Raw genomic sequence first — 19929 nt, forward strand, 5'->3', positions numbered from 1 at the left:
AATTCAGGCAGGATAAGTTTCAGTAGGTCTAGATAATTGTCCAAAGCTTTGTTTTAAAAAACAAAAATCAGAATTCTATTTCAATTCACACACAACTTTTGAGAATGATCCGTTTTTACCATTTTAGGAATATATTTTAATCAAGCGATATAAGAAGTATTCCGTATTCCTGACTCCTCTAAATTGTGATCTAAAAGCCTTTACTTTGGCATTAAAGGATTCTGCTGTACCCTTAGGACGGTAGGACGTAGGATGGTAGGACGTAGGATGGTAGGACGTAGGACGGTAGGACGTAAGACGTAAGACGTAGGACTGTGGATGTTTGTACGTCTCTGATATAGGTTGACACTTAAAGCGTGGAAAACTATGAAGGCAAATATACATGACAACAGGAAGAGTTCGTGCGAGAACGGAGAGAAAGAAAGAGGAATTGAGCAGGGTGTTGTTCAAATAGAAGCATAACTAACCATTGTAAAGGACTAAACTAGTAAATCAATAAAATAGCATTGACTTCTTACTACAATAATTCTTTAAATAACACAACAAATCAAATTTGATTTCAAAACGGAAAATTTCTCATTTAATTCAATTCCCTTCAAGTACAAGCTCTATATAAATAGGGAAATGATCGGAACCAATATCTGAAAGTTTCTCTAGATTCTGCACACTAAATTCATCGGTAACAAATACGTGATCTAATGGCCACCTCAATAGAAAATTCTCAGCATTAAAACTATTAAAGAAACCTCTGCCTACTCTAACATCGTAGAGTATGCTTTTAGTGTTAGTTAATTTATCCACATTAGACCATACCACGTCGTTTAAATCACCAGCTACAACTGTTGGGTATTCGCGATTGTTAACCATTGCACCCACTTTTATCAAGGCCTTTTCTTTTTGTCCTGCATTATCAGGTAATTTTTTGAAATGAGTTGGCGGTACAGGATGCATACAAAACAAACTAAGTTTTTTCCCATTGTTTAATAAAATAGTACTTTCAAATGATGGTACATTTTTGTTATTGAGATAATAAATATCTTTTTTTAATAAGGGTAGCTTACTGAACAAAATCATTCCATAAGTGTTATCCAATATAACCTTCTGGGAAAAAGGATAATCGTTTACAAAGATTTCAAGTTTATTATCCCACCACTTATCAACCTCCATTGCTAAAATTAAATCAGGGTCTCTTTGGTTGATAATGGAAATTAGGTTTTGTGAATTTCTGTTAGACATTTTAACGTTAGCTAATAGTAAGCTAAACTGAGCACCTGTAGAACTTATTGTTTTTGAAGTAGGTACTGTTTCAGGCACCAACGATGTATAATTTATTATATATGATCCATTTACAACAATTCCAGATGTTATAAATAGCAAAATCAAGTACTTGTACCACCTCCACTTTTTTATAACAAATAAAATTACAATTAAGCAAAATACAGAAATTATAAAATACTGAATACGAGGAAAATCCATCATTTTTAAAATGCGATTTTCCGTATTTCTAAAAATTGAAAGTATAGAAAAAACTGCTATTAGTAGCGCAATGGTATAAAGAACAATCTTTAACACGTTTTTCAGCTTTTTCATTCTATGAAGTTATGTAAAAAATTTTAGAAAATATGATACATAAAAAAACACTTCACCCTATCTCCCCTAGAGCGGAATGCACCTATTGCCCTACAAATGAAAAGTTTTAAAAATTGATATGTGAAATCACTTTTGTAAATACAAAAAATTCTATTTGCATGAGTTAAATGAAAATGCATAAAAGAAAGAAATAATTCAGCATATTCTTTAGGCAACTAAAAGTATATAGTTGTTGGCAAGAATTAGATTTACTTTCAGAGAAGCCAGTTACCAACAAAGATTTCAAAATCGCACTTTTCTTGTTACTAATTATTTTAACGCTTTTTATCACAGGTTTACAATTTACTTAATATAGTAAACGCGCTGTGAATCTTATCTTTACATAAAAGAAAAATTAATTAAAAAATTAAAATTATGAATAAGAGAATAGCCATTTTGGCAACCGATGGATTTGAAGAAAGTGAATTAAAATCTCCAAAAGAAGCGATGGAGAAAGAAGGGTTTAACGTTCATATTGTAAGTCCGAACTCCGGAAAAATTAAAAGTTGGAGTGAAGGAAATTGGAGTGACGAATACGAAGTAGATAAGGTGTTGAAGGATGTGAGCGCTAACGATTACAATGCCCTAGTATTACCTGGTGGTGTTATTAATCCCGATAAGTTACGTACTAATGAAGATGCTATCGAATTTATAAGAGATTTCTTTAAACAAAAGAAACCGGTAGCAGCTATCTGCCACGGCCCTTGGTCTCTAATTAATGCAGAAGTTGTAGAAGGTAGAAAAATGACATCTTACGCTTCTATCCGAAAAGATTTAGAAAACGCAGGTGCGCACTGGGTTGACGAGGAAGTAGTTGTTGATCAGGCTTTTGTTACTAGCCGAAATCCAGACGATTTACCAGCATTCAATAGTAAATTAATTGAGGAAATTAAAGAGGGGAAGCACGAATTACAACACGCTTAATTACTTGATTAATTATAATCCTCCAAGTTTAGAAAATAGATTTGACCATCAGGTTAAATCCTATTTTTTTTTGAGAATAAATATGCTGAATTTATTAAATCTCTAGGAGATGTGGGGTGCGAGTTGTAGGGTTTAAGACGCAGGGTATAAGGACGTAGGATGTAAGGACGTAGGATGTAAGGACGTAGGACGGAAAGACGTAGGACGGAAAGACTTAGGGCGTAGGATATAGGAGTAAGTTGGGATTTTTTGCGGATAGGGTTATGGGATTAAGTAGATGCGAGTTTTACAATGAATTATGTTCTCAATCGTGAATTGAACTCAGCACAATCATCGTTTTAGTTATTAAAATGTTTTGACCTTAATTAGTTTAAGACCATCAACCCTGTATAAGAAATGTTTTGTATCCACAGCATTCCCGTCAGGTACACTGCGAATTTGTTTTGTAGCTTTATTAAACTTCCAAATTCTTAAATAATCCCAATCTTTCTGATGTGTAAAGATTTTGGTTTTAGGATTATATAGGTAGTATTTATCATAACAAGATCTACCACAACTAATCGGAACTGTAAAGTCTAAATAGCCATCCATATTGTAATCGAAAAAAGTAAGATGTACATAGCCTAAAGCAATATAATCTACAATATTCTTAATTGTTTGAATATGTGTTTGCCCCTTATAAACGTGAAGTTCTGAAATTCCACCGTATGCATATTCTTCACTAGGGAGATCCAAAGCCTCCTGCCAAACTGCTTTAAATGTAAAGCCATTAATACTTTTCGAAATATCCGTATTAGTAAATTTAAGAGTGACAGTCATGTCATCTTCTAAATTAACCCACCCTGACTCCTTACTTTCCTGAGAATAAAGTGACAAATTGAAAAGAATAAACAGAAATGCTAAATTCAATCTTGATTTCATTGGTTTGGTTTTTAAAGAGTTTGGCAAATATCGATTATTAAAACTCTATTTAATTCAGCCGCTATCTTCTAGAGTTTAAACATTTAAATTTTAGAATGCTGAACCCCCATATTTATCTACAATATCTATGTATTTATTCTGTAACCTTAAGAAGCTTTCAAGTTTATATTGAACGGCACCATTGGGAGCCTGTTCAATATGTTCTGGAAGAGGTTTATATTTTTCCATAAATTCATGGTACAACTCATTCAAATGCTTAAAATAATCCAGTACATATTCATAACCTGAAACATCAATATCAATATTTAAACTTTTAGATGTATATGTTATAAATGGATCTTTTTTTAGGTCATTAGGAATTGATATGTGGGATAAACATAAACTTTCTTTTCTATTCTTAAAGTACCAAATTAGTTTCTCTCTTTCAGTTTTAGCTTTTTGAAAATCAATTATTGCGTCAATTGCAATATGTTCTTTTGCCTTTATTTGGAATAGATCTTCAATTTCCATTATCAAATTGTATGCATTACTGTATAGATTGTATTCAAGAGCTATAAAAAGACCAAACTTATCTAAAAGTTTTTCAAGTTTCTGATAAGTTGGATACAAACGCTCCAAGCCATCAAGATTTGTAGATGGCTTCAGTAGTTCAATTTCAGCTAGTAATTGGTTGTATTCATCACGTATAGCTACATAATCTAAATTCGGGATAAAGCCAATTTTTTCATCGTGATAGAAATAAAATCCTAAATCATATTCTTTATCGAGCTCAATGAAGTTAACCAAGTCATGACATACATAAATGTCGTTTACAGCGCCATTCTTCTCTTCTATATAAAGATCTAAATAAAACCCTTGGTTGGTAATAAAAGTCATTCCTTCCCCTTTCTTATAGCACGATCGAGATGCACCAAAAAAAACATCATCGAATGCAGTACAACCTTCTTCTTTAAGAGCCTCAAACGATTTCGCTAAGCGTTTTAAGAATTGAGTTTTGGATACTTCCATATAAGACTTACCGTCCTCTAGCAAAGTATCTAGCTGGTTGATATCGAAATTTTTAATGGCTTGGATTATTTTTTGCAACATTATATGATTTAGAACTTATTAATATTTATTTATATAAATCAGAAAGGTCGAAACAATTATTAAAACAACAATTATTATAAAATGTTTAGTTTGCTTCTTTTGAAACTTTAAAAGACTTTCATTTATTGAAATAATTTCTTTATTAACCGCCCTAAAATTATGTTCAAAATTATCATTAATTATACTATCAACTTTTTCTATAGCCTCTTTTATCCAATTAAGCTCTTTTGATATTCCTAAGGATCCCTCTTTAAGTTCTGTTTGATTCTGAATAATTTGAGTAGTCTGTTCATAAAAATCAATAGCATTTAATTGGTCTTTTACACTATCCATAACATTAATTACAGCTTGGTGCTTATTGATAATGCTATTCAGAATTTCCTGATTTTGGGAAATTAAGTCCTCTGAACCCTTTTTATAATCTTTTGATATTTTATTAAGCTTTGTAGGTAAACTTTCTGAACTAAAACTAACCTTATCAACTAAAGAGTTTACTGATCCATCTAATTTTTCTGTAAGTTGAGACACATTTTTTTTGAATGAGCTTTGATGCGCTTCTAGCTTGCCTAATATATTCTCATGCTCATTAAGTAAATTGTTTTTTAAATCATTAAAGCTTTCAACCAAAGCTAGAACTTCCTTTGATAATTTTGAACTGCTATCTACTGAAGATAAAACTTGATTTCTTGCAGATTCTAAACTTTTTAAATTTTCTTCTATATTTATAAGTGATTGTTGTATTTTATCGCTACTCATAAGTTTCTAAATAATTAAATGTTATTTTATTTAATTCATGACTGTGAATAATAAGTTTAGCTTCGTCAACTAAAGAGCTATATTTTGAAGCGTCCATATAAACAGAAATCAATTTGTTGTATTTTTTAAATAATCTCCAGAATTTTTTTGCAGAATCTATTCTTTTAAACATTTCTTCCATTCCATCCAAATACCTCAAAGCCAACTGCTTTTCTAAAATTTCATTATTGTTAGTACCTAAATAAATAATTGTAAAGGCCTCCAATAATGCTAAGGCAGGATTAGTGTCAGTTAACGAACGAGAAATTAAACGTACAGCACCTTGAAGATGTTTAATGTTATCATTTGGTGTACCCACCCCCACTAAATCCTCTTCAATAACTTTTAGATATTTGAATAGAATTTCAGGACTTGATACTTTACCACCATCGGTATCATTTACTAAAGAATATGGTTCTCCATTATCGGCTATATAATCTGTTTTAGCATATTTGGAATTAAAATAGTAGTATATATAATCTTTTAATTCTTCATTTCTTTCAACCCATGATTTTTCTTCAGAAACACCTTCTAAACAAAAATTACGCATATCGTCTATAGCTCTTTTTCTTTTTTCTGATATTTTATCATATACAAATTCCGTTAAATAAGCTAAGCATTGATATATCTCTTGAGTAATTTCATTACCAACTCCCCCTTTTATTGGAATAGTCTTAGCCTTCTTTAGCTCTAATAAAGCTCTATCCCTTGTAAAATATTTTAATAGAAAATTAAGTAATCCCTTGAAATACTCACTTTTCTTTCTTCTAATAGCTACAATTCGAAATTGATTAATAGTATAGTCTTGTGTAAAATCTTCGATAAGTTCTATACAACATAATCTGTAGATTGCTTTATTAATATCTGTTACATTATCCTCGGTATAGGGAACATAAACGACGACACTTCCATTAATTTCTGCCTCAAGAATAGAACTTAAAAACCCTGTTTTAGTTTCCCGTACTTTAGATTGTTTATTATAAACATAAACTTCACTAACATTAAGCAGTTGGTGCATGAAGGTTTTTTCAACAATGTCTCCTTTAAAACTTTCGTTAAAAAAATACATTACAGACTGAAAGTCTGCACTTAAATATTGAAAATGTTTCTTACCTAACTTGAGCCCTTGTTCGTGTAGCTTTACATTTAATTCTGATTCTGTATGCCACCCTTTACTATCTTGATTTGCATTTTTCAATGTACAAGAACGAAATAAATTACATTCTTCATTACAATTACCGAATGCAAACATTCTATTGTCTTGTTTACAATGTAGTTTAACTAAGTCTTTAGAGGGGTTTGCGTATTCAAGAAATTCTTCGGGGACTTTTATATTATAGAAATCAAGTATGCGTTTAAGGTCTTTAGTTTTAAACCATCTATTTCTCAATGTTCCTATGGGAAATTCAACGCCAGTATAATTTGATTTAATTTTTACAATATCATAATCGGAAAATAAAATGACAGATAAAGCCATTTTTCGATCTCTACCGGCCCGTCCAGCTTCCTGCACGAAACTTTCTAATGAGCTAGAATAGTTCATATTAACAGTATACCTTACATTGGGTTTATCAATACCCATCCCAAAGGCTTTTGTCGCGACCATTAATGGTTGTTTATTATCTCTAAACAATTCCAGATTTTCCATTGAACTTTCATCTGTATCCTTACCTGTAAATGACCCTAGATCTGGTATCAACCTCCCTAAAGATTCTTTATTTTTAGAAACAGATATTCCTGTAGAATTAACATGAGGACAAAATACAATTCCCGCTTCATTATAATTTTCTTTTTTAGCATAATAATCTAAAGGCATTTCAACAGTTAAATCATTATCTAAATTATCATCATTATTTTGTCGTTCCTTAAATCTATTCTTAATTAAACTAATGTTTTCATCTAGCTGAAGTTCCTTTATATAGTCTGGAACCTTCGTAATATATTTCTTCAGGAATTTACTTTTAGAATCGAATACAGCCCTGTTGTTTGTGATATTGATGGCTCGAGGAAGATGAGGTGCTAGAACTTTAGCCTTGTCGAAGAATTTATCTTCTTCAAATTCTGCTTCAACTTTTTCTACTTTATATTGTAGTTCTAAACGATTCGTATTCTCATAACGTACAATCACTTCGGAATCTAGATAAAATGCCCCATTACCAGAAAGTTCTCGCTCTACATCTGCTAAAACATCAAATGAAGCTGTTGCCGTAAGCCCAAATAAAGAAATTTCATTCTCTTTTGCTTTTACATAGTTGTATAAATTTCGACCTAAGTGTAAATAAGAAAACCTAAAGTCATGCCCCCATTCCGACACACAATGAACCTCATCAATGACTCCATAGGAGAAATACACATTATAGTTATGCATATTCTTTAGCCGCTCTCTAAATTTTAAAATAGATAGTCTTTCAGGCGAAACAAAGGTGAAAAGCATCTCAGATGATTCAAGTTGCTTTTCTCTAAACTCTCTTTCCTTTTTAGTTAAAGAAGAGTTTAAATAGGTCGCCACGTCAATTCCACTGTTGATAAGACCATCGTATTGATCTTTCATTAAAGACTTCAATGGATCTATTATTAATGTGACTCCAGGCTGTAGTAGAGCTGCTATCTGATAGGTAAGTGATTTACCACCACCTGTTGGTAAGAGCCCAATTACAGGAAGGTTTTGTAAAGCTCTATCTAAAATAGGCAATTGACCCGGTCTAAAAGATTCTTTCCTAAAAAATAATTGTAAGAAATAAGTTAAATCAGATTTTTGTAACTCGTTCTCAATATAAACTCCTAAATCCGTTTTGGAAACTAAATTCTTATAATTGATTAAACTAGATGTATATATTGTGCGATCAGTTTTCTTTTGCTCTATCGTGCGAATATTGAAATAGCAATTATTCAGGCAATTAAATTTACTAAACCCTTTTGACTCTAAATCCTTGGATTTCAACATGGCTAAATTAACAACCATATCATACTGCTTAGAATAGTGTATAGATTTTGGTTCAATAAGAACTTTGTAATCTAGATGTAGAGGTGATTTATTAAATGTGGGATTACTTAAAATATCTAAATTTACTTTAGGGAACTTCAAGGTATCATAAGCTGTACTTAGTTGAGTAAGATGATTAAACGTTTGTTCTAAATCTTTAAGAGCAATTGCAGCGAAGGGAACATCATTCTCTTCCACTAAAATATGCCATTCTTCTTTTTCTAGCTCTAAGTGCCCTGTAATCAATGCTTCTATTACTAATTTCTGAAATCTAGCAATAGCAATTGGTGATAACAAGTGCTGTAAAATCTCTAAATCCTCATCAACTACTTCTGAGTCATTATCAAGAAGACTACTGAAACGCTCAACAAGATGGGCATAATCTATTTCTTCATCTGTGATATATCCTATTTCTCCTCTTACAACATGCTTTTTCGAAAGGCCAAAACTTTTAGAAAATACTTCTTCTATATATATACTAGACTTTGTCGGTAATCCCCTAGTTATAATATTATTAAGAACCGCTAAAATTGGATGTACATCGTCATAAACGCTTGCCCCAATATCAAAAGGAGCTGTGGTTTCGAAATGTGTTAAACTATTTAGCGACTCCATCTTACTTGCTCGTCGTGCTGACTTAATTATATCTAGTTCATAAGCCGCATGAAATTGAACTGATGGATAAAATTCAATAGGAATTAAATGACCTTGCTCGTTGTACTCAAGTTTATAAATTTTACATTTATATGTCCATTTCCTATTTTTAAAAAAACTATCCTCTTGGTTATAGATAAGTGGTACATCAAAATAGTTATAAAAAGCATCTATCCTTTTATTGGTAGGATTCAAAGGACCAACGCTTACAATATAATTATCAGATACAACAGATGCATCAATTAAATTTGCGAGATGCTTTAAATCTATTTGAGCAACATCTAATATGTTTGAGAAAATGTGAATTACCGGTAATCCTAATTTGCTTTTTATTTGTTCTGGAGTAATATTTTCAAAAAACTCGGAATAACCCGTAACAAAACTAGAATCAATATAAGCTTGTGTATGTAGTATAGCTCGCTCTAACGCCTTTTCCGAAGGTTCTATTAGTGTAACTCCCTTCACGTAATTAGTTATCCCTTGATTTTCTAAATAATCAAATAAATTAATGGTACCTAGTCCTTGGCCACAACCCCAATCAACAATTTCAAATCCGTTTTCAAAAATATCCCTTGGTAACTGTTTATAAGCATCCATTAATTTTGCTTGATGCATGTTACCAAACGACCATAGGTACTGACACATGTGCTCATGTGAATTAAGCAGTGCGGTACCTCTTTTTAATTCTTTCCAAAGCCGATCTCTTTCTGAACGTGTAACATGAGAAATACTGTCGTTTGCAATTTGCCTAATTTCTTGAAAAGAAGGTTTCGAAAGAGAAGATATTACCTCAATATAATTCTCCATATTAAGCGTATTATTTAATTACTCTAAAAGTTAAATTAACACGTTCTGCCTGTACTGTTTTTGTCTTTGGTACCTGGTGCTTCCAAAAGTGTTGTAATTCCCCCATCATAATTAATAAACTACCATGTTTTAAAACTATTTCAATCTTCTCATTAGTTTCCATATGTTTCAATTGAAATTTTCGTTCTGCACCAAAATTAACTGATGCTATAACTGGATTTTTACCTAATTCTTTTTCTGCATCTGTATGCCAAGAAATGGAATCATTTCCATCGCGATATCTATTTAGTAATACGCTATTGAAGTTAACTAAAGACTTTTGTTCTATATCCTGTTTTATTTCTAAAAGCTCTTTTGTCCATGGGTGAGGTTGTAAGGTTATTCCAGAGAAACTATATGGCTTATCACTATCTCCATACCAAGAGGTGAGACGAGGAAAAGGAATTTGTTTCCCATACATATTCATAGATTCCTGCTTCCATTTGATAGACTCTATAAAGGTATCTAAATACCTATCTGCCTTTACTTTATCATAAAAATTAGGTATATAAATATATTCACCATTATTAATTTTAATAGGTTTATTAAAGTCTCGTTCTGATTCGAACATATCTAGTTGTTCCATATGTTAGTTTTATAAATTATGCTTTTGAACTAAAATTGATTGTATTTAATAAACTAGAGCAAGATTTATTTTTAAACAGTTTGAATAAAATAATCACATTTTACCCTGTCCAAATTACTACAAACAAATATTTCTGATAACATTTTTAATTTTAAAAAAATAGAAAATTAATTTATTGGTAATACATTACTCAATAACCGGATAATTTATAACTCCCCAATCTTCTCCCCCATTGCTTATCATGATATCTATGATAATTGGTAAAAGAAATTCTAGTATCTGACTAGCATCTTTAACCTGAGAGCGATTTAGTTTGCTTTGATAGGTAGCTCCACCGTGAATTAATTGGTTACGAACTGTATATAATCTATCTAAAACTAACTCCAATAGTTTAGACACCTGTTGGTGTGCTAGATAATTTCTTGAATCTATTTGAGATTGTTTAAAACGTGACTCCCAATCTATTGAATCTCCACGTTGTGCGTCCCAAAATTGCTTGTATGCATATTTATTATCAATTAACAATCTTACAGGGCCTGGGAACTTATACCATAAAATTTTAAAGAATCTTTCTTCAGCATCGAAATCCACTAGCTTAGAAATAAAATCTCTAAACCGTTTCTTTTCAGACAACTCAAATTCATGTGCGTCATTATCGGCATAACAAGCATTAAAGGCAATCCACAACGTAATAAATTTTAGATCTGGATTGTTGGCTTGTTCTTCAGCACACTTCACCCAACTTATTGCACGATGTAATCGAATGGCATTATTTTCATCTAAATCGCCTGATAAGGATTTAAGTTTATTTTTTAAAAGTGATGCTTTTATAACCTCAATACTCTTGTTAGGATTGTTCATGTTAAATTAAATAATATCAAAAGTTTAAACTTGTTCTAAGTCTTTTCCGTTGAAATCTTTTCTGATTTGAAGGGCGATTTTTAAAATATAGAACAATAAGTTTCCATCCCATTTCGATATTTCACGAATGGAGCGAATTTAAAATTCTGGGGAGAGTTTCAAATATAACATTTAATTTAAGTTTTTTTTAAGAAGATTTATACCTTTTTAAATCTTAAATTTTATTGTTGTTATATTGAATACTTCGGTACAATTACTTGAATTAAAACCTTAAGGTTTTCGATTAAACTTAATAATATCTACTATCTTAGTTGGATTTCATTTGACGATCACCATTGGAAGAGAAAATAATATATGAGTGGAAAAAAACGACGCCCTTGCTATAACTGAATAAATAAGAATTATAAAACTTTTTTAAATGAACATACTATACCTACATGGGCTGGACAGCAGTCTTAATGCTGAAAAACGAGCTATTCTTGAGAAATATGGAACGGTTTATTCACCTCAAATCGACTACCGAAATGATGAAAGTAGTATAGAAAGTTTAATTAATCTGTACAAAGACAAAGACATCGATTCAGTTATTGGCAGTAGCATGGGAGGTTTTGCGGCATATTATGTAGCAGACAAGTTTCAACGCCCGGCATTACTATTTAATCCTGCCCTCGCCTACCGTTCTGTTCACCAAGAAGTTCCTGACATTAAAAACCCTCTATCCAACTTAAAACATCTGGTTTTAGGAGCAAAAGACGAGGTTATTGATCCAAAGTCAACTTTAGAATTTCTATCGAACTCAATTGGGATAGACAATTATAATATTAAAATCAGGCAAGATTTACAGCATCGAATACCTGAGGAAATATTTGAAGTTGAAGTGAAAGCATTTTTTAGGAAGTTGCTATTGAAATAAAGAAGTATATAATATCAATACTAGAAGTTCTTTGCTATTATCTTAATACAAGCCATAACGCTTTTTCAAACTTCGCAATCTAAATTTCAGGATTACAGCAATTACAGGTAACACAATAATTAGGAAAGGAAAAAGTACACAGAAAAAGAAAAAATTAATTTCGTAATACGAAGTTCCAGTCAGATTTGCGAGATTAATTGTGAAGTCTGTGCAATAGGCATAAATCACACCGCCTATATACATTATCGTCTGATATAGATTATTTAGATTTTCCATTGTACTGTCTTTTTAGTGCTTTAATTTCTAAAGTGTAATCAATAACTTTCACTAATGAATACCACATTATAAGTGGAAAGAGGATGACTAAAAAAATCACATTGGCAGCACCATAATTTCCAGTGGAATGCAAAGCACCTATCGCTCCAAAATAGATTTTATCAGTTATATCCATATGATCCTTAAGCAGTTTTACATGGTTTTGCTTACAATATGCAGTATCGCTATGTGCAGCCCATGTACATTTATCAGGCGTTCTTACATCTGAATTTATAGCTGTAATTCCTCTCAACGAATAGGGTGTTTCTTTTATCGTCGGGCGATAGGCTTCATTGATAATTATCATTAAGAGATATGGAAGTAAGAGAAGTGCTATATTTCTAAAAAATCTCATTTACTAGTAAATATTAGGTTATCAAATCTAAAAAACAAAAACCAACGGTTATTTCTTTCGCAACCATCCCAAGGCTTTATTATTATCAATTTCCCACTTTCCGTTGCTGTGTTTCAGTTTAAAAGTTTCTCGTGAGGGGCCATAAGGTCCCGGATTTTGTTGGATAATTTCTATTTTAGAATCTGTTACTTTTGAAATAATAGCTACGTGTCCATATTTATTGGTAGTTGTGCCATCAAAAACTAAAAGATCATCCACTTTGGGTTTACTATTGCTAGGGTTGGCATATTGAATTAAATTTCTTCGCTTACTTCTTTTTCCATCCCCTAATCCCTTCTCATAAAAATCTTTTGCATGCCCATAACTATCAGGCATTTTATGATTTAAATGTTGGTAGTAATATCGTTTTACAAATTCAACACATTGGTATTTAAGTCCGATGTTGTATCCATCGGCAGAAGTGTTCCTTCCTTTTACATTTCCAACATTGGCGTTGTAGTAAACATAAACGCCATTTAGGCTATCCAACTTATCCCCAACCTGCAATCCATTAGAATTCCATTTACGATATATGCGTTCGCAGGAAGTAAATATCGTCAGTCCAAATATTAATAGTAGCGATAAGCAAATTGCTTTATTGAGTTTAGAATATGTTTTCATGAACTACTTTTTGAAATTCGATATTTAGATGAAATTATTTCGAGACTCACAAAAGTAACTTCACTTTCCGATTCCACAAAAAATCATTCTATAACTAACTAATACCTTACACACTACACCGTATTAAAATATTTTAAACAAGCTTAGTTAGTTTTAAAAAGAATTTATTGATAAGTTTGTGGGGTAAACTTTAGGGGTGTTCTAAATATTTAGAACTGAGAAAGACCCTTTGAACCTGATCTGGTTAGTACCAGCGAAGGGAAAAGTTAGCAATACATCATCCAAATCGATAGATGTATTTATACACTTTTTATAAAAGTACAGCGTCTTAACCTGTGCCTTCATTTCAAACAATTCCCTTCTCAAAAACCTTTATCGTTTACAGCATAATTAAAATTATACTGTATGATGATTACTATTTTGGTTAACGAGAAAGCTATTGAAATCAACCCCGATTTCAATATCCTACAACTGCTAGATAAAATAAATTCACCTCAAGATGGTATTGCGGTAGCAGTAAACCACAGCATTATTTCAAAACATTCATGGAGCTCCACAAGCTTGTCTGCCAATGACGAGGTTTTAGTTATTCAAGCTACTCAAGGTGGATAATTGCTTCATTTTAATAAACTAACACAACTGAAAAAACTTCGATATGAAAAACAAGGACACTGCTCCAAAACAAGGAACAATCACAAGACAAGCATTTCCAAATTCAAAAAAGATATACGTACCGGGCAAATTGCATCCACAGATAAAAGTTGCCATGCGTGAAATTTCTTTAAGTGACACAAAAGATTCCCTAACAGGAAAAATAACCCCTAACGAACCTGTTACTGTTTATGACACTTCCGGCCCTTACACAGATCCAAATAAGTCGATTGACGTGCATAAAGGGATTGAAAGAATTCGAGAACAATGGATTTTAGATAGGAACAATGTGGAACAGCTAGAGGATTTCTCATCAGAATACGCAAGGGAACGATTAAACGACAAAAGTTTAGAGCATATGCGTTTTTCTAGCTTAAAGAAACCTTTGCGAGCAAAAAAAGGTCAGAATGTTACGCAATTACATTATGCCAAACAAGGGATTATTACACCAGAAATGGAGTATATCGCTATTCGTGAAAATCAGCGTATTGACGAAATGACCGAAATTAGAAAGCAACATAAAGGCGAGCATTTTGGTGCTGCTATTCCTTCTAAAATCACTCCGGAATTTGTACGAGATGAAGTTGCTAGAGGCCGAGCTGTAATTCCATCGAATATCAATCACCCAGAAGCAGAACCTATGATTCTAGGGAGAAACTTTTTGATAAAGATTAATGCTAATATTGGGAATTCTGCCACTACTTCTTCCATTGAAGAGGAAGTTGAAAAAGCAGTATGGGCTTGCCGCTGGGGTGCAGACAATATTATGGATTTATCTACTGGTAAAAACATACACGAAACCCGCGAATGGATTATTCGCAACTCTCCTGTTCCCGTTGGAACGGTTCCTATTTATCAAGCTTTAGAAAAAGTAAACGGCGTTGCAGAGGATTTAACCTGGGAGATTTTCCGAGATACTTTAATTGAACAAGCCGAACAAGGAGTAGATTATTTTACCATCCACGCAGGGGTTTTACTACGTTATGTTCCTATGACGGCAAACCGAGTAACTGGTATTGTTTCTCGCGGTGGTTCTATTATGGCCAAATGGTGTTTAGCGCATCACAAAGAGAGCTTCTTATACACACATTTTGAGGAAATTTGTGAGATTTTAAAGCAATATGATGTAGCCTTTTCATTAGGAGATGGTTTGCGTCCAGGTTCTATAGCCGATGCAAATGATGAAGCACAGTTTGCAGAATTAGAAACCTTAGGCGAACTGACAAAAATCGCACGAAAACACGATATACAGTGTTTTATTGAAGGTCCTGGTCACGTTCCTATGCATATGATTAAGGAGAATATGGAGAAGCAAATAGAAGTTTGCGATGAAGCTCCATTTTACACTTTAGGCCCTTTAACAACAGATATTGCTCCAGGCTACGACCATATTACCTCAGGAATTGGTGCTGCTATGATAGGTTGGTACGGATGTGCGATGCTGTGTTATGTAACTCCAAAAGAACATTTAGGCTTACCTAATAAAGAAGATGTTCGTGTAGGAGTGATAACTTACAAGCTAGCTGCGCACGCTGCCGATTTAGCCAAGGGGCATCCGGGAGCACAACATCGAGACAATGCTTTAAGTATGGCACGTTTTGAGTTCCGTTGGGAAGATCAGTTTAATTTAGGACTTGATCCGGAGCGCGCCCGAGAATACCACGATGAAACTCTGCCTGCTGCGGGAGCTAAATTGGCTCACTTCTGCTCTATGTGTGGTCCTAAATTTTGTTCTATGAAGATTTCACAAGAAGTACGGGACTTTGCTGCTGTAAACGATATTGTGGATAACGAAGTAATTAAAAAAGGGATGGAAGAAAAAGCGGAAGAGTTTAAAAATAAAGGTTCTGAAGTCTATTTATAATTTATGGTAATTGTTATTGCTCCTGAAGTAGATATTTCTACGGAAACAAACAGGTTAAACCAACTTTTTGAAGCTGGTTTAGCCTGTTATCACCTCAGAAAACCTAAGAAGAATTTCGAGGAACATATTGCTTATTTGAATGAAATACATCCAAGATTTCACAATCGGATTGTGGTGCATTTATTTCATGAACTAGCAAACGAATTTAATCTGAAAGGTGTTCATTTTCAGGAACAGAAAAGAAAGACATTACTAAGGAACAAAACGGTAAGTTATTTTGATAATCTTAAAGTTAAGGGTTTCACTATAAGTTCCTCTTTTCATAGTCCGGAGGATATTTCAAAGTGTACTATAGATTTCGACTACCATTTTTTAAGTCCTGTATTTACTTCCATATCAAAAAAAGAATATACCGGTCGCAAGTTTAATGTAAATAGTATAGACAAAACCGTAATTGGACTAGGTGGTATTCGTGCTGATAACATTGCAAAAATGAAAGCCCTCGGTTATAATGGCGTTGGCGTGTTAGGAGGTGTTTGGAACACTGATAACCCTGTAGAATCCTTTAAAAAAATAAAAGACAGTTTTGAACCATCATAAATACATCCTTAGCATTGCAGGTCACGACCCAAGCGGAGGTGCTGGAATTACTTCAGATATAAAAACATTTGAAGCGCACGGACTTTACGGCTTAAGTGTATGCACAGCAATTACTATACAACATGATAGTGATTTTAAACATTGTATTTGGATGGATACGGAAATTATTTTAGCGCAAATAGCTATTCTTTTTGAACGCTTTACTATTGATACCGTGAAAATTGGAGTAGTAGAGTCTTGGCAGTCATTGCTTCGCATTCTAGAAAAACTTCACAGTATAAAACCTTCTATAAAAGTTGTTTTGGATCCTATTTTTAAGGCAAGTGCAGGGTTTGATTTCCATTCCGAAGAAGATCAAAATAACCTAGATGAAATATTAAAACACTGCTATATTATCACGCCAAACTACGATGAAATTAAAAGCTTATATCCGAATTTAGATTATGAAGAAACGCTTCAGTATATAAAGAAATTCACCAATATCTATTTAAAAGGAGGGCACAGATTGGACAAAAAAGGTTGGGATGAACTGCATCCAACAAATCAACAAACCTATCACTTCCCTCCTATTACCGCAAGTATTTCTGAAAAACACGGAAGTGGCTGTGTGCTTTCTTCGGCTTTGGCTAGTAATATTCGTTTAGGACATACTTTACAAACTGCTTCTGATAAGGCAAAGCGGTATACCGAACAATTTTTAAACTCACACCCTTCCTTATTGGGAGTACACAACAAAATCGAAATTATATGATTCCTAATTTACACTATATCTCTCAAGGCGAAACTCCAGAACAACACCTAGAGAACATCCTAAAAGCTTGTACTCATGGAGCTGAATTAGTCCAACTTCGACTTAAAAACGAAGATGAAAACACTTTGTTGAAAACAGCTGAAAGGGCAAGGGAAATCACTAAGAAATTCCAAACGAAATTAATAATAAACGACCATTATAAAATCGCGAAAGCTGTACAAGCAGATGGCGTGCATTTAGGCAAAACAGATGCCTGCCCAAGGGTAGCGAGACAGCATTTGTACGATTGGCAAATTATTGGCGGAACAGCGAACAACCTACAAGACTGCCAAGAACTTATGAATAAAAAAGTAGACTATATAGGATTAGGTCCCTTCCGATTTACAAGCACGAAAAAAAATCTGAGTCCGATATTGGGCTTAGAATGCTTCGTATCCCTTTTAAATGAATTGCATTCAGAAACTCCCATTATTGCCATTGGCGGCATCACATTACATGACATTCCAGAACTATTAAAAACAAGCATCTATGGAGTTGCGGTTTCGGGAGCAATTACAAATGACTTTAATAATATAAAAGCCTTCCAAAAAATATTAAAAACCCCTGTTGATCAGGTGTGAAATTAAAAACTTAACAGAGCACAAAAATGACAGACACGCTAAAAATAGCAGATAAAACTTTCCGTTCCAGATTATTTACTGGGACGGGGAAATTTAGCAGTTCCAAATTAATGCAAGAGGCCATTATAGCTTCAGAAAGCGAATTGGTAACCGTGGCTTTAAAACGGGTAGATTTCCACAGTGAATATGACGATATATTAATGCATCTGAAGCAAGATCACATTAATCTATTACCTAACACCTCGGGAGTACGCACAGCAAAGGAAGCTGTTTTTGCTGCGCAATTGGCTAGAGAAGCTTTACAAACCAATTGGATAAAGTTAGAGATTCATCCAGATCCAAAATATCTATTACCCGACCCCATAGAAACACTTAAAGCCACCGAAATTTTGGTGAAAGAAGGTTTCATAGTAATGCCATATATACACGCAGATCCTGTATTGTGTAAACGATTGGAAGATCTTGGGGCGCAATGTGTCATGCCACTTGGAGCTCCAATAGGTAGTAATAAAGGGCTTATAACTAAAGATTTTCTGAAGATAATTATGGAACAAAGTAAGGTCCCTGTAATTGTAGATGCGGGAATAGGCGCACCTTCACATGCAGCTTATGCCATGGAATTAGGTGCCGATGCAGTTTTGGTAAATACAGCAATAGCTGTTTCTAAGAACCCAGTGCAAATGGGGATTGCTTTTAAGATGGCAGTGCAGGCTGGAAGGTTGGCATACCAAGCAAAATTAGCCGCAGTTAATCAATATGCAGAGGCAAGTAGTCCTTTAACTTCTTTTCTAAATGAGTAGTTTTAAAGACATATTCAATCAATATAATTGGGACACCGTAAAGCAGAAAGTCTATAGTTTTACTGCTACCGATGTGCAACAGGTATTGTTAAAAGACGAAATAAGCTTAGAGGATTTTCAAGTATTAATTTCACCTGCTGCCAAACCTTTTATCGAAAACTTGGCGCAACGAAGTCGAGCGCTTACTAGAAAAAGATTTGGAAACACCATTCAAATGTATGTCCCGATGTATCTCTCTAATGAATGCCAAAACATTTGTACCTATTGCGGGTTCAGCTTAACTAATAAAATCCCCAGGAAAACCCTTACTGACGAGGAAATTCTCAAGGAAGTAGCTTATATTAAACAGTTAGGCTATGACCATATTTTACTAGTAACCGGAGAAGCTAATAGTACCGTTGGAGTGGCTTATTTAAAAAACGCCATAAAATTAATTCGAGATCACTTTTCTAATATTAGTATAGAAGTACAACCACTAAATCAGGATGAATACGAAACTTTGATTGACGAGGGACTCTACGCAGTATTGGTATATCAGGAAACTTATAATCGCGCTACCTACAAAACCCATCACCCCAAAGGCAAAAAATCTAATTTCGATTATCGATTAGATACTCCCGATAGATTGGGAAAAGCTGGTATTCACAAAATCGGTTTAGGTGCTTTGTTTGGTTTGGATGATTGGAGGGTGGATAGTTTTTACACTGCCTTACACCTAAAATATTTACAGCAAACCTATTGGAAAACCAAGTATTCTATTTCCTTTCCAAGATTGCGACCTCACGAGGGAGAAGTGCAACCCAAAGTGGAAATGACCGATGCGGATCTTGTACAGTTAATTTGTGCTTATAGATTATTAGATGAAGATGTGGAATTATCTATGTCTACAAGAGAGAGTGAGACTTTTAGAAACAACGTCATAAACCTAGGAATCACTTCTATGAGTGCGGAATCTAAAACAAATCCAGGTGGGTATGTTGTGGATCGGCAATCCTTAGAGCAATTTGAAATTTCGGATGAACGAGGTACGAATAAAATTAAAGCTATGATACAATCCCAGGGCTATGAGGTAGTATGGAAAGACTGGGATACATCCTATTCTAAAAAATAAA

Annotated in this window: 19 protein-coding genes and 1 riboswitch; of the genes, 9 read left to right on the forward strand and 10 right to left on the reverse strand. The window is 33.5% G+C overall.

Going from position 1 to position 19929, the window contains the following annotated elements; all coding sequences use genetic code 11:
- Positions 1-585 precede the first annotated feature (585 nt).
- Positions 586-1590, reverse strand: a complete 1005-nt coding sequence (locus tag FHP04_RS11715; RefSeq protein WP_139856320.1) for an endonuclease/exonuclease/phosphatase family protein — start codon at positions 1588-1590, stop codon at positions 586-588.
- Positions 1591-2004: 414 nt separating this feature from the next.
- On the opposite strand from FHP04_RS11715, the gene FHP04_RS11720 reads away from it, so the two are divergent.
- The gene (locus FHP04_RS11720; RefSeq protein WP_139856321.1) at positions 2005-2553 is read left to right on the forward strand and encodes a type 1 glutamine amidotransferase domain-containing protein; all 549 of its coding nucleotides are present in this window, start codon (positions 2005-2007) and stop codon (positions 2551-2553) included.
- A 345-nt stretch (positions 2554-2898) separates the two neighbouring features.
- On the opposite strand, the gene FHP04_RS11725 is transcribed toward FHP04_RS11720, so the two are convergent.
- The 6 genes from FHP04_RS11725 to FHP04_RS11750 form a co-directional block, all read right to left on the reverse strand.
- Entirely contained in the window at positions 2899-3474 is a 576-nt protein-coding gene (locus FHP04_RS11725) for an XAC2610-related protein (protein WP_139856322.1), read from the reverse strand.
- 90 nt (positions 3475-3564) lie between these two features.
- Positions 3565-4563, reverse strand: a complete 999-nt coding sequence (locus tag FHP04_RS11730; protein WP_139856323.1) for a hypothetical protein — start codon at positions 4561-4563, stop codon at positions 3565-3567.
- 18 nt (positions 4564-4581) lie between these two features.
- Entirely contained in the window at positions 4582-5319 is a 738-nt protein-coding gene (locus FHP04_RS11735; RefSeq protein ID WP_139856324.1) for a hypothetical protein, read from the reverse strand.
- The gene (locus tag FHP04_RS11740; RefSeq protein WP_139856325.1) at positions 5312-9802 is read right to left on the reverse strand and encodes a DEAD/DEAH box helicase; all 4491 of its coding nucleotides are present in this window, start codon (positions 9800-9802) and stop codon (positions 5312-5314) included. Before FHP04_RS11740 ends, FHP04_RS11735 begins: the two co-directional genes overlap by 8 nt.
- 10 nt (positions 9803-9812) lie before the next feature.
- Positions 9813-10427 carry an alpha-ketoglutarate-dependent dioxygenase AlkB family protein gene (locus tag FHP04_RS11745; protein ID WP_139856326.1) on the reverse strand — a complete coding sequence of 205 codons (615 nt, stop codon included), beginning with the start codon at positions 10425-10427 and terminating at the stop codon, positions 9813-9815.
- Positions 10428-10613: 186 nt separating this feature from the next.
- Complete coding sequence (locus FHP04_RS11750; RefSeq protein ID WP_158319139.1) at positions 10614-11288, reverse strand: HEPN domain-containing protein; 675 nt, start codon at positions 11286-11288, stop codon at positions 10614-10616.
- Positions 11289-11706: 418 nt separating this feature from the next.
- On the opposite strand from FHP04_RS11750, the gene FHP04_RS11755 reads away from it, so the two are divergent.
- Positions 11707-12201 carry a YqiA/YcfP family alpha/beta fold hydrolase gene (locus tag FHP04_RS11755; protein WP_139856327.1) on the forward strand — a complete coding sequence of 165 codons (495 nt, stop codon included), beginning with the start codon at positions 11707-11709 and terminating at the stop codon, positions 12199-12201.
- 42 nt (positions 12202-12243) lie between these two features.
- Here FHP04_RS11755 and FHP04_RS11760 read toward each other — a convergent pair whose 3' ends face one another.
- Genes FHP04_RS11760 through FHP04_RS11770 form a run of 3 tightly spaced genes read right to left on the reverse strand, consistent with a single transcriptional unit; the run spans position 12244 to position 13531 of the window.
- Positions 12244-12477, reverse strand: a complete 234-nt coding sequence (locus FHP04_RS11760; RefSeq protein WP_139856328.1) for a hypothetical protein — start codon at positions 12475-12477, stop codon at positions 12244-12246.
- Entirely contained in the window at positions 12461-12871 is a 411-nt protein-coding gene (locus FHP04_RS11765; protein ID WP_139856329.1) for a hypothetical protein, read from the reverse strand. The genes FHP04_RS11760 and FHP04_RS11765 overlap by 17 nt, the downstream gene beginning before the upstream one ends.
- A gap of 48 nt (positions 12872-12919) precedes the next feature.
- Entirely contained in the window at positions 12920-13531 is a 612-nt protein-coding gene (locus tag FHP04_RS11770; protein ID WP_139856330.1) for a CHAP domain-containing protein, read from the reverse strand.
- Between the two features lie 182 nt (positions 13532-13713).
- A riboswitch (TPP riboswitch) is annotated at positions 13714-13810 on the forward strand.
- A 126-nt stretch (positions 13811-13936) separates the two neighbouring features.
- On the opposite strand from FHP04_RS11770, the gene thiS reads away from it, so the two are divergent.
- Genes thiS through thiH form a run of 7 tightly spaced genes read left to right on the forward strand, consistent with a single transcriptional unit; the run spans position 13937 to position 19928 of the window.
- Entirely contained in the window at positions 13937-14143 is a 207-nt protein-coding gene (gene thiS / locus FHP04_RS11775) for a sulfur carrier protein ThiS (RefSeq protein WP_139856331.1), read from the forward strand.
- Between the two features lie 43 nt (positions 14144-14186).
- Positions 14187-16046: a phosphomethylpyrimidine synthase ThiC gene (gene thiC, locus FHP04_RS11780; protein ID WP_139856332.1), complete on the forward strand. Its 1860-nt coding sequence runs from the start codon at positions 14187-14189 to the stop codon at positions 16044-16046.
- A gap of 3 nt (positions 16047-16049) precedes the next feature.
- On the forward strand, positions 16050-16646 hold the full coding sequence (locus FHP04_RS11785) for a thiamine phosphate synthase (protein ID WP_139856333.1): 597 nt from the start codon (positions 16050-16052) through the stop codon (positions 16644-16646).
- The gene (locus FHP04_RS11790) at positions 16633-17397 is read left to right on the forward strand and encodes a hydroxymethylpyrimidine/phosphomethylpyrimidine kinase (protein ID WP_139856334.1); all 765 of its coding nucleotides are present in this window, start codon (positions 16633-16635) and stop codon (positions 17395-17397) included. The genes FHP04_RS11785 and FHP04_RS11790 overlap by 14 nt, the downstream gene beginning before the upstream one ends.
- A complete protein-coding gene (gene thiE / locus FHP04_RS11795) occupies positions 17394-18017 on the forward strand; it encodes a thiamine phosphate synthase (protein ID WP_139856335.1) in 624 nt (207 codons plus the stop codon). Before FHP04_RS11790 ends, thiE begins: the two co-directional genes overlap by 4 nt.
- A 26-nt stretch (positions 18018-18043) precedes the next feature.
- Entirely contained in the window at positions 18044-18817 is a 774-nt protein-coding gene (locus tag FHP04_RS11800) for a thiazole synthase (RefSeq protein ID WP_139856336.1), read from the forward strand.
- Entirely contained in the window at positions 18810-19928 is a 1119-nt protein-coding gene (thiH, locus tag FHP04_RS11805) for a 2-iminoacetate synthase ThiH (protein ID WP_139856337.1), read from the forward strand. The genes FHP04_RS11800 and thiH overlap by 8 nt, the downstream gene beginning before the upstream one ends.
- Position 19929: the final 1 nt, after the last annotated feature.

The sequence above is a fragment of the Aequorivita sinensis genome, from assembly GCF_006346335.1.
GTDB classification, from domain to species: Bacteria; Bacteroidota; Bacteroidia; order Flavobacteriales; family Flavobacteriaceae; genus Aequorivita; species Aequorivita sinensis.